Genomic DNA, 15,382 nt, shown 5'->3' on the forward strand with positions numbered 1-15,382 from the left:
GGGCGCAGCCGGTCTGTCAACTCTTGACGGCCGTGACGACCCATCTGGCCAGGGAACCCGGCACTCGACGCGCTCGACACCACGACCTGGAAGTCGGCCGCTCTGCTGGCGGATCGTGTCCTGGGCTCGCTCGGCTCGTACGCGCATGGCAGAGGAGACCTATGCGCTCGTCTCAGATCCCAGCTCGACGCTGTCTTCGTCGGGGTCGTCCTCGGTACTGCGACCGCGGACCGGCGCCTCCGCCAGCAGATCCTCGAGCAGGTCCACCATTGTCGTGACGGCCGCCTCCGCGGCGGGAGGGTCCTCAGGACCTGACGGCATCTCGTCGAAATAGCGACCCGGGTCGATGTCCGGATCACTAACCCAGGCCAAGCCTGCTTCAGGGTCTAGCGGATTGTCTGGACCGATCGTGTCGATTACGAGCGTGGTCGCCGCCGAGTTGACCGCCTTCGCGAGGGCATTGGCCTCCCGACCCGTGCGCCCATCCAGTACAGCGACGGCAGCCTGCACGGTCGGCCGATGGTGCGCGACATCCATCCGGAACAGGTTGTTGGGGATGTCCTGGTTGGCCAAGGCGGTCGCCACGGGGGTGTAGTCCGGTCCGTTTCGGAACAACTCGGCCATCCACCAAAGGCGCGCTAGCGCATGCTTGTAGTCGGGTCCGTCGAAGCGATCGGTGCGAGCCGCAGCCTCGGGGTCTTCCGAACTCTCTTCGGAAGGTCCCCACCGCCAGCGGACGTAGTCCGACGCAAAGACGACTCCGAGCCAGCGCCACAGGCCGCGGTGCGCTGCCTCCCTACGCGTGAGACGGAGCGCGTGGTGCAGGCGTGGGGCGAGCCAGACATCCGCATCCGTACCCTGCTCCCTCGTGAACCGACGCATCGTCTCGTCAAGGCAGGCCCGGACGGCGTCCAGGTCGAGAGGATGCCCGAGGTCGAACGTCAGCTCGTAGTCGTCGAATGCCGGCGACTCGGTGCCGAGACGAAATCCCGGGGTCAGCAATCGCGATGCATTGTGGTCAAGGGTCTTGACGGCGGTCACTGGGTCTGCTCCTCCTCGTCTGCTTCAAGTTCATTGGCGATGATCCGGATGCCGTCTCGAAGCAACCGAGGCGCTCGCGCCTGAACTGCGGCGGCTGGCGCCAGAAGCTCCTGAAGCGTGCCGGGGTTGTCCCGCGTGTTGCGCGCGGTCCAGGCGTTACCGAGAGCCTCCTCGGGGGCCTTGTCCGGGTACATCCGAACGAGGAGAGCTTCGAGAACTGTCCGCTGCCACTCGACCGAGGGCCACGTCGGCTCGCCGGTTTCCTCGTCGACCTCCACACTCTCGATGGCGGCGTTGAACAGCGCCGACCAGGTCTTGTCAGCGATCGACGCTCGCGTCTGGTCGTGGAGAGCACGGTCGAGGTGCCGACGGCGACGGTCGGCGAGAAGCTGTTCGAGTCCGTCGAAGCTGCGGTTGAGGAACAACTGTGGCTCCTCCGGGTCAATGGACAGGTACACGTAGTTATCGCTGTGCTTCTGGAGGTACTGCTTGTCGTCGCCAGGGTCACTGAAGTCCACCCAGGTGATCTTGATCGCGCCATTCACGGGCCTGTTCGGAAGATCGTCGAACATCACCGTCCACGTATCGCTGTTGCCAACGACCCGATGCCCGGCCCCGTCCACCGTCGCGACCACCCCCGCCCGGAGCTCGGCGTGCGCGTACCAGTACTCACGCTCTAGGAGGATTTCTCCGGCCCACCGGCCGGTAGTACCTCCATCCGGCGCCAGAATGCTGGAAACCCGCTGGTTGGAGGGGCCGCAGTTCGTGACGGCGACACACTGCGGGGCATCTGCGTCCTCGATCTCGTTCGCTGGGGCCGACACGACGACCGATACCCGGGCGGTCTCCCACTCGGCTCGGTCGATCCCGTACAAGTTGACGACCCGCCGGTCAACGTCCACGCGGCCGGCGACCGGCTCATCGTCGATCGCGACCTCCGTGACCGACAACGTGACGTCGCCGAAGAGGGTCGGGTAAGGGAAAAGAGCCTTCATGAGTCCACCTCGTCGGTGTGGATACGGACGTCAACGAGCACCTTCGCTCGGCGAGCGCCGACGGGATGGGTACTTGGGTCAGTGATCGCGGTAAAGGTTGCCGTCCGCGCGCTCGACGGAGTGACGAGACGACCCTTATCGTCAATCTCACATCGTGAGAGTGGCTCGATGCTGGACCAACGGACCGGGATAGCTGCTCCGGACTCGGTCCCGAACCGGAGAACAGGTGTGAGGGTCCATCCGCGACCGTTCTGTCGCTTGGGAAGCGTGACGGTGGCCTCGGTGATCACCCACGCCCCGTCCTCATCGACTTCGTGATCGCGAACGCTTTTCACCCGTGGACGCTTGCCCGATGGAGGGGGTGGGACGATGCGGATGAGTTCCTTCAGAGCCTCCGGTCCGTCGGACAGATCGCGGCTGGGCTGGCGGATGATCTCGCGCACGGCCTTCTTCACATCGGCATCGAACATCTCGATGGCGGTCTTGCCGCCTCGCACATAGCTCGACGTGATCTCCGACGTGCCGGTCCACTTGTTGTGAGCGGGCGGCTCCGAAGCACGAAGGAACCGGTCGGCGGCTCGGGCGTCAGGCGTGTCCCCCGCGGCTTCTCCGGCGAGGACGATGGCATGGAACGAGCGAGCGCCGATGGGCAACGCACCAACCTTCGGCGTGTTGATCACCATGTGGCTGCCACGGAGGTAGGTCACCGCACCCGGGGCAGTCGACGGTCGACTCGCATCGTCGTCACTCGCCTGGGTCACCAGCAAGACTGCTTCGTGCTCATACGGGTCATGGCTGGGTTCGGCGGTCCGCCGGGGAACACGGAGTGTCACTGACCGCCTCACCACGTCGCCGGTTTCGTCCAGTCCTTCGACGACATCGTCGTTCAAGTGCTTCTCGAAGGCCGCGACCTTCGCGGGTTGGTAGCGGCGTGGATTGACGTAGTTCTCCACCACCCGATGCCCGTTCCGCTCCGCCCGCACGATGACCTGCAACCGGGCCGGCTCCTCAGGCTGGTCGACCATCGCGGGCCAGAAGTTGTCGGCGAGGCTCTCCGAGAACTTCTCTGCCATCTCCTCAATCTCGCTCACGGCACCGGAGGCGTCGTAGGCCCCCACGATCGAGAAGGACGCTCCGGGACGGGGATCCGTGCGGTGCAGCAGCGTGTCCCTCACGATCGCCTCGTTCTCCCAGTAGGAAACTGTGCGCCTCGGCCCATCGGCCGTGTCGCCTGGGTCGACAGCGCCGTACCACCCCCGACCGGCGAACTCCTCATCGTCGATGGAGTGCCACGGAAGGTCGATCACACCCATGAATCGGTTGTTCGTACGACCATCCTCAGCCACCGACAGGACGCTGTTGCACAGGACGAGCCCGAACTGACTGGTGGACGGGAACGTGGCCCAGCCGAGGCCAAAACTGCCACCGGCAGTTTCGCCCTTCTGTGAGTCCAGGATGTTTCGGACGACGGCCATGTATCGGCCCCTGTCGAACTCTGGGCCAGTGAGGCCGTTCGCATCGAAGTCATCAACGCGGATGACCAGAAGCCGCCCACCATCAACCTCAGCGAGCCCCCGGCCGATCACGTTGCCAGCCTTCCTGTTCATCGCACTCGCAGCTTCAAGATGGGGACGTACCCGGGAGAACTGGATCGCGTCCAGGAACTCCTCGAGGGCATCGCCACTCAACTCGCTGATGGTGTATCGAGCCTGGACTGTGGGAGCCGTTTCCAGCTTCTCGTCGCTGATGTTCTGTGCGGACTCCCGTGCGAGCGTCGGGATGTCTGTCTCGAAGGCATAAGCGGCCGCATTGCCGAGTTCGCGACCACGGTCTCGAGGGGCTGGCCGCCAGTACCACGTCAGATCATCCCGATACTGCTGCCGCTGCGCCTCGAGGTCCTCCCCGGGAGAGTTTGCCATGGCCCCCTCGCCGAACTGCAGATACCCGGGCGTCACACCCAAGAAGTCGGCCATCTTCTCGAGCCGGTCGACGTCCGTAGGCCGCTTGCTCCCCGCGCACCATGTTGAGACCGACGCTGCAGACACGTCCAAGTGTTCTGCAAGAGCGGCTTGAGTGATCTTCCGTTGGCTCATCGCTCGGCTTAGCCGCTCATGAAACTGCATTGAAACTTCACCTCTGGTAGACGAATGCGATCGGAAAAAGTGTAGCGCCGCTTCCCTTTACTCACGGTAGAGGACAGCACCACATCCGTCAACCACTGCACCAAAGGTTAGCTGGTAGCGAAGATCGCATGCTGATGCGTGCCCTTGGCGCGTGAGCCAGCGCTTCACTGCCCGCTCGACTGAATCCCGTCTTCCGGCAGCGCCGACGCCGCTTCGGAGTCGACCGCAAGCGCCCTTATGGGCGAGGGGTCGATGAACTCCTACAACGGCGCCCCCCATCCACCACCACCGGGCGTCAGCATCCGGACCACGTCGCCCGCCTGCAGCCGGATCGTGCACTTGTCGGGCAGCTGCTGCGCACGGGCTTCGTCCCCGCCGGGCAGCAACCAGTTCTCCCCCAACGCACCGTCCTCACCGCCGGCCAGCCCCTTCGGCCGGGAGACCCGCCGTTCGGTGATCAGCGACACGGTCACGTCCTCGAGCACCTGGAGGTCACGCTCGATCCCCTCGCCGCCCGGCGCCAGGCCAGCGCCGCCGCTCCCCCGCCGCAGCCGGTAGCGCAGCACCCGCAGCGGGAAGTGGCGCTCGAGGGCCTCGATGGGCGTGTTCTTGGTGTTCGTCATACCCGTCTGAATTCCCGACTGGCCTGGCATCGGCACCCTCGATCGGGAGTCAACTTGACTCGTGTTGGTCATACCCGTCTGAATTTCCGACTGGCCTGGCATCGGCACCCTCGATCGGGAGTCAACTTGACTCGTGTTGGTCATGCCGGTCTGGATGCCGGACTGGCCGGGCGCCGGGGCGCCGGACGACATGCGTCCGCCCTGCCCGCCGCCGACGGTCTCGTAGTACACCCAGCCCCGGCCGCCGATCAGCAGGTTGTTCATCGTCCCCTGGTTGCCGGCGGCCACCCGCTCCGGCGCCGACTCGGCGAGCGCGGCGAGGACGACGTCGGCGACGCGCTGGGACACCTCGACGTTGCCGGCACCGACGGCGGCGGGCGGCTCGGCGGCGACGATCGAACCGTGGGGCAGGTGGATGCGGACCGGGCGCATGGCGCCGCCGTTGGCGGGGATGGTCGGGTCGACCACCGACCGGATCGCGAAGCCGACGGCGGACTCGGTGACGGCCGCGACGGCGTTGACGTTGCCGTCGGACTGCGGGTCGGTGCCGGAGAAGTCGACCTCGATCCCGTCGTCGGCCACGCTCAGGCGCAGCCGGATCATCGACGGCACCTGCTGCTCGGCGTGCGAGCCCGTGGAGTCGATGACGTCCTCGGCGAACCAGGTGCCGTCGGGCAGGGCGGCGAGGGCGGCCCGCATCCGGCGCTCGCCGTAGGCGATGACCTCGTCGATCGGCTCGTCGGCCGCCTCCGCCAGGCGTCGCACGCCGAGCACGTTGGCCCCGACCTGGGCGTCGAGGTCGCCCACCCGCTCGTCGGGGGTGCGGGAGTTGGCGAACAGGATCGCCCGCACCTCATCGGTGAGGCGCAGGGGCGGGAGGCGCAGGCCCTCCTCGAAGATCTCCCGCGCGTCGGCCGGGATCGAGCCGGGCGCCGAGCCGCCGACGTCGGCGTGGTGCGCCCGGTTCGCGGCCCAGCCCACGAGGCGTCGGGCGCCGCCGTCCTCCACCAGGCAGGGAGCCACGACGGTGATGTCGTTGAGGTGCGTGCCCCCGGCGAAGGGGTCGTTGACGACGAACTGGTCGCCGGGCTCCATCGCCTCGAGGTCGATCGACTCGATCACCGCGGCCACGCTGGCCGGCATCGATCCGAGGTGGACCGGGATGTGCTCGGCCTGCACGAGCAGCTCGCCGGACGCGGTGAACAGCGCCGAGGAGCAGTCGGCTCGCTCCTTGATGTTGGGGCTGAAGGCGGCGCGCTGGAGCACGGCGCCCATCTCCTCGGCCACGCCGGTGAGCCGGGAGATCAGCACCTGCAGGGCGGCCGGGCCGAGGGTCACGAGACCGCCCGTCGCAGGACGAGGGCACCGGCGGCACCCGCATCGGCCTGCCAGCCGGCCGCCAGCCAGATCGTGCAGTCCGGCTCGGCGATCACCCGCGACCCCTGCACCGGCTCGAACGCCGCCCGGTGCTCGGGGACCGGGAGGTCAGCGAGGTCGACGGCCGGTTGTCGCAGCAATGTGGCGCGGACGGCCACCACCTCGACCGGGGCGTCGGGTCGGGCGAAGCCGTTGCGGAGCTCGTGCTCGTCGTGGAAGGCGTCGAGGTCGGCGACGGTGAGCTCGTGGGACTGGCCGACGTAGCGGCAGTCGATCGCCGTCGTCACCTCGACCGGACCGGGGCCCTCGTGCAGCGAGCGGGCCGTTGCCGCCACCGCCCCGACGTCATCGGCCAGCGTGGCCAGGTCGCCGGGGTCCCGACGGCTGCGCACGACCTCGCGCTGCGGCGGCGCCATGAGCAGGCCGACGGCGGACAGCACCCCGGCCCGGGCCGGGACGATCACCACGGGGATGTCCATGGCCTCGGCCAGCGAGCAGGCGTGCAGCGCGCCGGCGCCGCCGAAGGCGACCAGCGCCAGCCCGCCCGGGTCCACGCCCCGCTCCACCGACACCGCCCGCAGCGCCCGCTCCATGTTGGCGTCGACCACCTGGAGGATGCCGTCGGCGTCGACGCCGGCCGAGGCCAGCACCGCCTGGGCGGCATCGGCGTCCAGCTCCAGCCGACCGAAGCTGGCATCCGCGGGTATGCGACCCGCGACCAGGTTCGCGTCGGTCACGGTCGGTGCGGTGCCACCCCGCCCGTAGCAGGCCGGGCCCGGGTCGGCGCCGGCGCTGGCCGGCCCGACGACGAGGGCACCGCCCGCGTCGATGCGCGCGATCGAGCCGCCGCCGGCGCCGATCGTGTGGATGTCCAGCGAGGGGAACCGCACCGGGTAGCCGCCGACGTGGCGGGTCGTGGCGAAGGCCGGTTCACCACCTCGGACCAGGCAGACGTCGGTGCTGGTACCGCCCATGTCGAAGGTGATGGCGTCGGGCCACCCGTTGGCGAGCGCCACCGCGGCGGCCGCCCGCACGCCACCGGCCGGGCCGGACAGCAGCAGCGCGGCAGGCAGGTCCGCCGCGGTGCCGGCGTCGAGCAGACCTCCCGCCGACGTCATCACCGACACCTCGTCGGCGAGGTCGGTGAGCCGCTGCAGGTAGCGGCGGCAGCGAGGCCGGAGGCCGGCGTCCACCACGGTGGTGACCGTGCGCTCGTACTCCCGGAACTCGGGCGACACCTCGTGGGAGGCGACGACGTCCAGGCCCCGTTCCCGCAGGGCACGGGCCACAGCCTGCTCGTGGGACGGGTCGAGGTCGGCGTGCAGGAGGCAGACCGCGACGGCCTCCACGTCGTCGGGCAGGTCCGGCAGCGCGTCGAGGTCCACCGGCTCCAGCTCGGTGCCGTCGGCCGCCCGACGGCCGGCGACCTCGAAGCGCAGCTCGCGCGGCACGAGCGGCACCGGCCGGTCGGCGAACTGGTCGTAGAGGCTCGGACGGTCCTGGCGGCCGATCTCGATCACGTCGGCGAGGCCCCGCGTCGTGATCAGCGCGGTGCGGGCCAGTCGGCCCTCGAGCACGGCGTTGGTGGCGACGGTGGTCCCGTGGGCGAGCAGTGCGGGGCGCGCCGAGGTCAGCTCCGCCACGCCGGCGCGCACCGCGTCGTCGGGCGCGTCGGGCGTCGACAGCACCTTGGTGACGTTGCCCCCATCGTCGACCAGGTCCGAGAACGTGCCGCCGGTGTCGGCCCCGATCAGCATCGCGCTCACCGTCCCGACGCGGGGACGGGCTCCTCCCAGACGTCGTCGCCGAGGCGGTCGCGCAGCGTGGCGAGCAGCCGGCCCACGAAGGGCTCCTGGCCGTCCCAGACGACGATGGCCTCGTCCAGGTTCTTGGCCAGCCATCCGTCGCGGCGCCGCAGGGAGCCGGCCACCTTCGCGGTGGTCTCGGGCACCTTGCGCTCGAGCAGCACCTCGGTGGCGGCTGCCGATCGCAGCTCGGCGAAGCGGCGACGGGACCGCTCCGGCCAGGGCTTGTCGGCATCGGGGAACGGGAGCACGGCGACCAGCGGGATGCCCTCGGCCACCGCGGCCTCGGCGCCCAGCATCTCGGCACCGAGGCGCAGGCCGGACACGACGTGCAGGTCGGGGTGCATGCGGGCCTTGGCCGCCAGGATCTCCTGGAGCCGGCGACCGACGGCGTCGCTGACCGGGTTGGCGTCGTAGCCGCCGAGCTCGGGCGGGCGGGCGCCGAACACGCCGAGCAGGCGCCCGGCCGGCAGCCGACGGTCCCGGTCGGGGACCGCCGGTGCGGACGCGGCCGTGGCCGGACCGACGGCGTCGGCATCGCCGAGGTCGTCGGGGACCTCGTCGCCCTCCCGCTCGGTCTGGGTCTCGGCCGCCGCGACCGCGAGCCGGTCGGCGATGTCGTTCATCTCGTCGCCCCCGTGGCCCTTGACCCACTCGAAGTCGACGTCGCCGCGCTCGCGCACGAGCTCGATGAAGGGCTCCCACAGGTCCCGGTTGGCCACCGGCTTCTTCTGGCTGTTCTTCCAGTCCTTGGCCAGCCACCCCCGCCACCAGCCGTCCCGGAAGCAGTTGACGACGTAGGTGGAGTCCGAGACCACGGTCAGCGGCTCGTCGTGGGCCTGCACGGCGCGGTGGGCGGCCATGATCTCCATGCGCTGGTTGGTGCTCTGGGCCTCGGCACCGCTGGCCCAGCGGCGATCGTCGGCGACCCATGCCCAGCCGCCCGGGCCGGGGTTGCCCTTGCAGGCACCATCGGTCCAGACCCGTCGTCTCGTCGCCATGGCGGGCGAACCTACCCGGGGGAGCAAACGGGCCGATCTCGTGGTTGGCTGGGCCCATGGTGATCGACGGCCTCCACTCCGACAACCCCCGCCACGACGGGTACGTCAACCAGCTGCCCGACATCGATCCCGGCGAGACCAGCGAGTGGCTCGACAGCCTCGAGGCGGTCGTGGACACCCACGGCAAGACCCGGGCCCGCTTCCTCATCTCCAAGCTGCTGTCGCGGGCCAACGAGCTGCAGGTCGGTTCCCCGGCCGCCATCTCGACGCCGTACGTCAACACCATCCCCCCCGAGCGCGAGCCCTGGTTCCCCGGCGACGAGCACGTGGAGCGCCGCATCCGCGCCTACATCCGCTGGAACGCGGCGGCCATGGTGGTGCGGGCCAACAAGAAGGCCGACGGCATCGGCGGCCACCTCGCCACGTTCGCCTCCTCGGCGGCGCTGTACGAGGTCGGCTTCAACCACTTCTTCCGCGGCAAGGAGGACGGCACCCCCGGCGACCACGTCTACTTCCAGGGCCACGCGGCCCCGGGCATCTACGCCCGGGCGTTCCTCGAGGGCCGCCTCAGCGAGAACCAGCTCGACCACTTCCGCATGGAGGTCGGCGGCGAGGGCATCCCCAGCTACCCCCACCCCCGCCTGATGCCGGACTTCTGGGAGTACCCGACGGTCTCCATGGGCCTCGGGCCGATCAACTCGATCTACCAGGCCAGGTTCCTCAAGTACCTGACCAACCGGCGCGTCGACGACACGACCGACAGCAAGGTGTGGTGCTTCATCGGCGACGGCGAGACCGACGAGCCCGAGACCCTCGGCTCCATCTCGCTCGCCTCCCGCGAGGGCCTCGACAACCTCATCTGGGTCGTCAACTGCAACCTGCAGCGCCTCGACGGGCCCGTGCGCGGCAACGGCAAGATCATCCAGGAGCTCGAGGCCGTGTTCCGCGGCGCGGGCTGGAACGTCATCAAGGTCGTGTGGGGCTCGAAGTGGGACGAGCTGCTCCAGCGCGACGTCGACGGCGTGCTGCTCAACAAGATGAACACCACCGTCGACGGCCAGTTCCAGCGCTACGCGGTCGAGGACGGCGACTACATCCGCGACGACTTCTTCGGCCCCGACCCCCGCCTGCGCAAGATCGTCGAGCACCTCTCCGACGAGGAGCTGCGCAACCTGCCCCGCGGCGGCCACGACTACAAGAAGCTCTACGCCGCCTACAAGGCCGCCACCGAGGCCAACGGCCGGCCCACGGTCATCCTGGCCAAGACGATCAAGGGCTGGACGCTCGGCCCCGACGTCGAGGGGCGCAACGCGACCCACCAGATCAAGAAGATGACCAAGGACCAGCTGCGCACCCTGCGCGACCGGCTCCACCTGCAGGAGGAGGTACCCGACTCGGACCTCGACTCCGACCTGCCGCCCTACATCTCGCTGCAGGAGGGCACGCCCGAGCACGAGTACTTCCACGCCCGGCTCAAGGCCCTCGACGGCCCGCTCCCCTCCCGTCCGGTGCCGCCGCGCAAGGGCATCACCCTCCCCGACGACAAGGTCTACGAGGAGCTGCTGGTCGGGTCGGGCAAGCAGGAGGCCGCCACGACCATGGGCTTCACCCGCCTGCTGCGGAACATGGCCCGGGACGACGACTTCGGCGAGCGCGTCGTGCCGATCGTGCCCGACGAGGCCCGCACCTTCGGCATGGACAGCCTGTTCCGTGAGATCAAGATCTACGCCAGCCGCGGCCAGCTCTACGAGCCCGTCGACCACGACCTGCTGCTCTCCTACACCGAGGGCAAGGACGGCCAGATCCTCGAGGAGGGCATCACCGAGGCCGGCTCCATGGCCAGCTTCACCGCCGCGGGCACCGCGCACTCCAACCGGGGCGTGCCGATGGTGCCCTTCTACATCTTCTATTCGATGTTCGGCTTCCAGCGGGTCGGCGACCTCATCTGGGCCGCCGCCGACGCCCGCGCACGCGGCTTCCTGCTCGGCGCCACGGCCGGTCGCACCACGCTCACCGGCGAGGGCCTCCAGCACCAGGACGGCCACTCGCTGCTGCTCGCCTCCACCGTCCCGACCGTCGAGGCCTACGACCCCGCCTTCGCCTACGAGGTCGCCCTCATCATGAAGGCCGGCCTCGAGCGCATGTACGGGCCCGACACGCCCGACGCCGAGCGCGACGTCATGTACTACCTGACGCTCTACAACGAGACGTACCCCATGCCGGCGCTGCCCGAGGACCGCGCCGAGGAGATCTCCCAGGGCGCGGTCGAGGGCATGTACCGCTTCCACGACGCCCCCGAGGGTCCGTCCAAGCGGGCGAGCATCCTGTTCTCCGGTCCGATGTGGCAGGCCGCCGTCGCCGCCCGCGACGAGCTCGCCGAGCGCTGGGACGTCGCTGCCGACCTGTGGTCGGTGACCTCCTACAAGAAGCTCCGCGAGGACGCCCTCGCCGCCGAGCGCCACAACCGGCTCCACCCGAGCGGCGACGCCCGGGCCGCCATGGTCACCGAACGCCTCGCCGACACCGACGGCCCCGTCGTCGCCGTCAGCGACAACATGTGCGCGGTCCCCGACCAGGTCGCCCGGTGGGTCGGCCGGCCCTACACCTCGCTCGGCACCGACGGCTTCGGCCGCTCCGACACCCGCGAGGCCCTGCGCTCGTTCTTCGAGGTCGACGCCCCCCACGTCGTCGTCGCCGTCCTCGCCTCGCTCTGCGCCCAGGGCCAGGTCGACGCCTCCACGGTGGCCGAGGCCATCGAGGCCCACGACATCGACCCCGAGCTCACGCCCCCCTGGACCCGCTGATCCGTTCTGGGACGCGGTGCGCGCCTCCGAGGCGTGTGCCGCGGCCCCGAACGCTCAGATCCCGCGCAGCGCTCGCACGTCCTCGCTGACCGCCACCTCGCCGCCGGCGGCGTAGGTCGCGGCGTTGGCGGCGATGGCGGGTGGGTCGTAGCGGTAGCTGGCCATCACGCCCCAGGACCGGGCGAGGCCGTAGTCCTCGGTGTTGGCCCGCCAGTGGACGGCGTCGACGAGGGCGCCGTTGCTGAGGTGGAAGTTGGCGACCGGGTCGGGGACCCGCCCGTCCACCCGCGTCGACAGGTAGCGGGCCGTGGCGGCCAGCACCTCGTCCCGGACGCCCGAGTCGTCACCGTCGAGCCAGCTGCGGTCGTCGAGCTCGGCGCGCGTGGCCTCGTCGAGGTCGAGCGCCGCGGTGCGCAGGGTCGGGATCGGCGACAGCGTCACGAAGCGCTCGAGGTGCGGCAGCTCCCGCTGGAGCTCGCGCACCACCGTCTTGATCAGCTCGGTGCCGAGGTGGATGCCGGCCAGACCCCGCTGGCAGGACGTGATGGAGTAGAAGACCGCGGTGTCGGCGTCCTCGGCATCGCAGGTGGGCGCCTCCCGGTCGAGCAGCTCGGCCAGGCTCGTGGGCGGGCCGGCCACGAGCGCGATCTCGACGAACACCACCGGTTCGTCGGGCATGGCCGGGTGGAGGAAGGCGAAGCAGCGGCGGTCGGCGTCGAGGCGGTCGCGCAGGTCCTCCCAGCCGTCCATCTCGTGCACGGCCTCGTACAGGATCAGCTTCTCCAGCAGGCGGGCCGGGGACCCCCACGTGATCCGCTCGAGCTCGAGGAGGCCCACGTCGAAGACCGTGGCCAGGTGGCCGTCGAGCTCGGCCTCGACCAGGGGCAGCTCGCCCCGGGCCAGGTGCCGCAGGTCGGCGCGCAGGTCCACCAGCAGCTTCACGCCGCCGTCGAGGCCGGTGAGGAGGTGGAGCAGGTCGGAGAACCTCGGCGTCAGCGCTCGCCGGAGGGCCACCTGGGCGGCGGGGTCGGACGGATCCTCGAGCAGGGCCTCGGCGGCGCGCCGGGCGACGTCCTCGTCGACCCCGAGGTGAGCCGCCGCCCGCCGCAGGAACCCGGCCCGGCCGCCGTCGTCGAGGTGCCGGTAGACCTGGGCCAGGCGGGCGAGCTCCTGGCGCTGGGTCGAGGTGTCCCGCACCGGCAGGACGCGCTCGATGCTGTCGTACAGGTCCTGCCAGGTGTCATCGGTCAGGTCCCCGGCCATGGATCCGGATCGTAGGCTCGGTCCATGGTGACGCCCCAGATCCCGATCACCGGGAACCCCGACGCCGACCAGCTCCTCGTGGACGACCCGCTGGCGCTGCTGCTCGGGATGCTGCTCGACCAGCAGGTGCCGATGGAGTGGGCCTTCACCGGTCCGTTCACGCTGCGCGAGCGCCTCGGCCACCTCGACCCGCAGCGCATCGCCGCCATGCCGGTCGAGGAGTTCGTGGACGTCTGCCGGGAGAAGCCGGCCATCCACCGCTTCCCCAAGTCCATGGGCGAGCGCATCCACGGCGCGTGCGAGCACGTGGTCGAGACCTACGACGGGCACGCCGAGCGGATCTGGACCGAGGCCGACGACGCCAGGGACCTCTACACCCGGTTGCGCGAGGTGCCCGGCTACGGCGAGGAGAAGACGAAGATCTTCGTGGCCATCCTGGCCAAGCGCCTCGGCATCCGACCCGACGGCTGGGAGGAGGTGGCCGGCCCGTTCGCCGACGACACGCCCCGCTCGGTCGCCGACGTGGCCTCCGAGGAGTCCCTCATGGAGGTCCGCCGCTGGAAGAAGGCCCAGAAGGCGGCCAAGAAGTCGAAGGCTGACTAAGCCGTTCGCGGGACGGCGGAGTTGCGCTGGCGGTCGAGCCAGCCGAGGAGGATGGCCATGGCCCGCGGGTCGTGGCGCAGCCGGTGGCCGGCCGCCTCGAGCAGCCGCAGCTCGGCGGCGGTGTGCGCGTCGGCGATGACCCGGGCGTCGAAGTCCGGCACCAGGTCGTCCGCCGAGCCGTGGACCACGAGCAGGGGCCGGGGCCGCAGCCGCTGGGCGCCGTCGACGGCCTTCGTGAGCCGCATCTCGCGCGACCACCCGTCGAGCAGCCCGGTGGTGGCGTCGGCGTGGACGATGCCGACCTCCCGCGCGTGCTCGTGCAGCTGTCGGGGGTTGGTGGCCCAGTCGTCGAAGTCGGCGGGTGCGGCGAGGGCCGCGACCCCCTGGATGTCGGTGTCGTCGGCGCCGGCGCAGATCGCGAGCGCGCCGCCCGTCCCGAACCCGATCAGCCAGACGCCGCTGACCCGGGCGGTGGATCGCACGTGATCGACCGCGGCGTGGATGTCGTTCTTCCACCCCTTGATCGAGAACGCGCCCTGGCTGCCCGCCATCCCCCGCAGGCACGGTGAGAAGGCGACGAAGCCCATGTCGTCGGCGATGCGGTCGGCCAGCTCGGCCATCGCCGACACGGCGCCGGCGGTGCCGGCCGGACCCGACGGGTAGCCGTGGACGATGACGACCGCAGGACGAGCAGGCCCCGAGTCGAGCGCGCCGGCGAGGTGTCCGACCAGGGTCAGGGAGCCGGAGCCGAAGTGCTCCACGGGGCGGGCGGCGTTGCTCAGTCGGCGCTCTTGGCTGCGCAGGCCGGGCAGACCTTGTAGCCGCGGTTGCGGGCCTCGACGCTCGTGTCGGGACCGAAGGTCAGCCACGACTCGGCCGCGGCGATGTCGTCGAGCACGGCCTTGTCGCAGACGTTGTCCTGGTCGTGGACGACGAAGGAGCGCTTGTCGCCCAGCCACCGGTGCTCTTCGATCCGAACGAGGCGATCAGACATGCCGGGCACGATACGCGGGACGGGGAGGCGCCGGGCAATGCCAGCACCTCCCCGTTCCAGTTCTTCAGGACCGAGCGATCGTTGTGGTGTGCACCGGGTGGGACCAGCTCCCGGCCGATTCGCTCGGCGGTGGCTCGGTGGGATTCCACCAAGTCGGTCCGAGAGGACTGACCTAGCGGCCAGCCACCTCCAGGGTCCCAAGACGATTGTCGTACATGTGTTGGACCACCTCCCTTCTCTGGTGCCGAAGATGCTAGCCCCGTCGCGCCGCTCGCGGATCGCGCCTTTCCGGACCGCTCAGAGCTCCGGCGGCGGCACCGCTGGGCCGACCGCACCGATCTCCACCAGGTGGCCGAGCAGCAGGTCCAGCACCTCGTAGACGGCGTCGTCGGTGACCTCCATGCCGACCTCGTCGGCTCGGCCGAGCACCACCGCGACGGCCTCGTCGTCGGCCACCACGACCGGGGCGCGCTCGACGTCGTGCTCCAGCTCCTCGCCCGGCATGGCGCTCAGACCCCGGGTCCGCAGGTGCTGGAGCGAGAACTGGATGAGCTGCTTGACCTCGTCCATGGTGAGGCCCATCGCGGATTCCACGCTGAGGTTCTCGGCGACGTGGATGACGGCCTCGTCCATGTCGAACACCGTCGTCGTCGGCGTGTGGCCCAGCCGGAAGGTCTCGGAGCCGACGAACGCCGCAGCGATGGCGAAGATCAGCAGCGCACCGACGATCGCGAAGACGAGGACCACGTCGGC

At 70.2% G+C, this 15,382-nt stretch carries 12 protein-coding genes; 2 read left to right on the plus strand and 10 right to left on the minus strand.

Annotation, left to right across the window (positions count from 1 at the left end):
- Positions 1-159 precede the first annotated feature (159 nt).
- The 6 genes from RGQ06_RS01390 to RGQ06_RS01415 form a co-directional block, all read right to left on the minus strand.
- A complete protein-coding gene (locus RGQ06_RS01390; protein ID WP_432428432.1) occupies positions 160-1,041 on the minus strand; it encodes a DUF6339 family protein in 882 nt (293 codons plus the stop codon).
- Positions 1,038-2,036, minus strand: a complete 999-nt coding sequence (locus RGQ06_RS01395) for a hypothetical protein (protein ID WP_432428433.1) — start codon at positions 2,034-2,036, stop codon at positions 1,038-1,040. The genes RGQ06_RS01390 and RGQ06_RS01395 overlap by 4 nt, the downstream gene beginning before the upstream one ends.
- Positions 2,033-4,159: a helix-turn-helix domain-containing protein gene (locus RGQ06_RS01400; protein WP_432428434.1), complete on the minus strand. Its 2,127-nt coding sequence runs from the start codon at positions 4,157-4,159 to the stop codon at positions 2,033-2,035. Before RGQ06_RS01400 ends, RGQ06_RS01395 begins: the two co-directional genes overlap by 4 nt.
- A 260-nt stretch (positions 4,160-4,419) precedes the next feature.
- Positions 4,420-6,120, minus strand: a complete 1,701-nt coding sequence (locus RGQ06_RS01405; protein WP_432428435.1) for a hydantoinase B/oxoprolinase family protein — start codon at positions 6,118-6,120, stop codon at positions 4,420-4,422.
- Positions 6,117-7,916, minus strand: a complete 1,800-nt coding sequence (locus RGQ06_RS01410) for a hydantoinase/oxoprolinase family protein (RefSeq protein ID WP_432428436.1) — start codon at positions 7,914-7,916, stop codon at positions 6,117-6,119. The genes RGQ06_RS01405 and RGQ06_RS01410 overlap by 4 nt, the downstream gene beginning before the upstream one ends.
- A 5-nt stretch (positions 7,917-7,921) precedes the next feature.
- Positions 7,922-8,965 carry an RNase H family protein gene (locus RGQ06_RS01415; RefSeq protein WP_432428437.1) on the minus strand — a complete coding sequence of 348 codons (1,044 nt, stop codon included), beginning with the start codon at positions 8,963-8,965 and terminating at the stop codon, positions 7,922-7,924.
- Positions 8,966-9,021: 56 nt separating this feature from the next.
- On the opposite strand from RGQ06_RS01415, the gene aceE reads away from it, so the two are divergent.
- Entirely contained in the window at positions 9,022-11,769 is a 2,748-nt protein-coding gene (gene aceE, locus RGQ06_RS01420) for a pyruvate dehydrogenase (acetyl-transferring), homodimeric type (RefSeq protein ID WP_432428438.1), read from the plus strand.
- A gap of 54 nt (positions 11,770-11,823) precedes the next feature.
- On the opposite strand, the gene RGQ06_RS01425 is transcribed toward aceE, so the two are convergent.
- Entirely contained in the window at positions 11,824-13,032 is a 1,209-nt protein-coding gene (locus RGQ06_RS01425) for a malonyl-CoA decarboxylase domain-containing protein (protein WP_432428439.1), read from the minus strand.
- Positions 13,033-13,056: 24 nt separating this feature from the next.
- On the opposite strand from RGQ06_RS01425, the gene RGQ06_RS01430 reads away from it, so the two are divergent.
- Positions 13,057-13,635 carry an HhH-GPD-type base excision DNA repair protein gene (locus RGQ06_RS01430; protein WP_432428440.1) on the plus strand — a complete coding sequence of 193 codons (579 nt, stop codon included), beginning with the start codon at positions 13,057-13,059 and terminating at the stop codon, positions 13,633-13,635.
- Here the strand turns inward: RGQ06_RS01430 and RGQ06_RS01435 are convergent.
- The 3 genes from RGQ06_RS01435 to RGQ06_RS01445 form a co-directional block, all read right to left on the minus strand.
- On the minus strand, positions 13,632-14,396 hold the full coding sequence (locus RGQ06_RS01435; protein ID WP_432428441.1) for an alpha/beta hydrolase: 765 nt from the start codon (positions 14,394-14,396) through the stop codon (positions 13,632-13,634). The two genes, RGQ06_RS01430 and RGQ06_RS01435, sit on opposite strands and share 4 nt — an antisense overlap.
- 17 nt (positions 14,397-14,413) lie before the next feature.
- The gene (locus RGQ06_RS01440; RefSeq protein ID WP_432428442.1) at positions 14,414-14,629 is read right to left on the minus strand and encodes a hypothetical protein; all 216 of its coding nucleotides are present in this window, start codon (positions 14,627-14,629) and stop codon (positions 14,414-14,416) included.
- Between the two features lie 297 nt (positions 14,630-14,926).
- Positions 14,927-15,376: a hypothetical protein gene (locus RGQ06_RS01445; RefSeq protein WP_432428443.1), complete on the minus strand. Its 450-nt coding sequence runs from the start codon at positions 15,374-15,376 to the stop codon at positions 14,927-14,929.
- Between the last annotated feature and the right edge of the window lie 6 nt (positions 15,377-15,382).

The sequence above is a fragment of the Salinilacustrithrix flava genome, assembly GCF_041228405.1.
Classification (GTDB): domain Bacteria; phylum Actinomycetota; class Acidimicrobiia; order Acidimicrobiales; family Salinilacustritrichaceae; genus Salinilacustrithrix; species Salinilacustrithrix flava.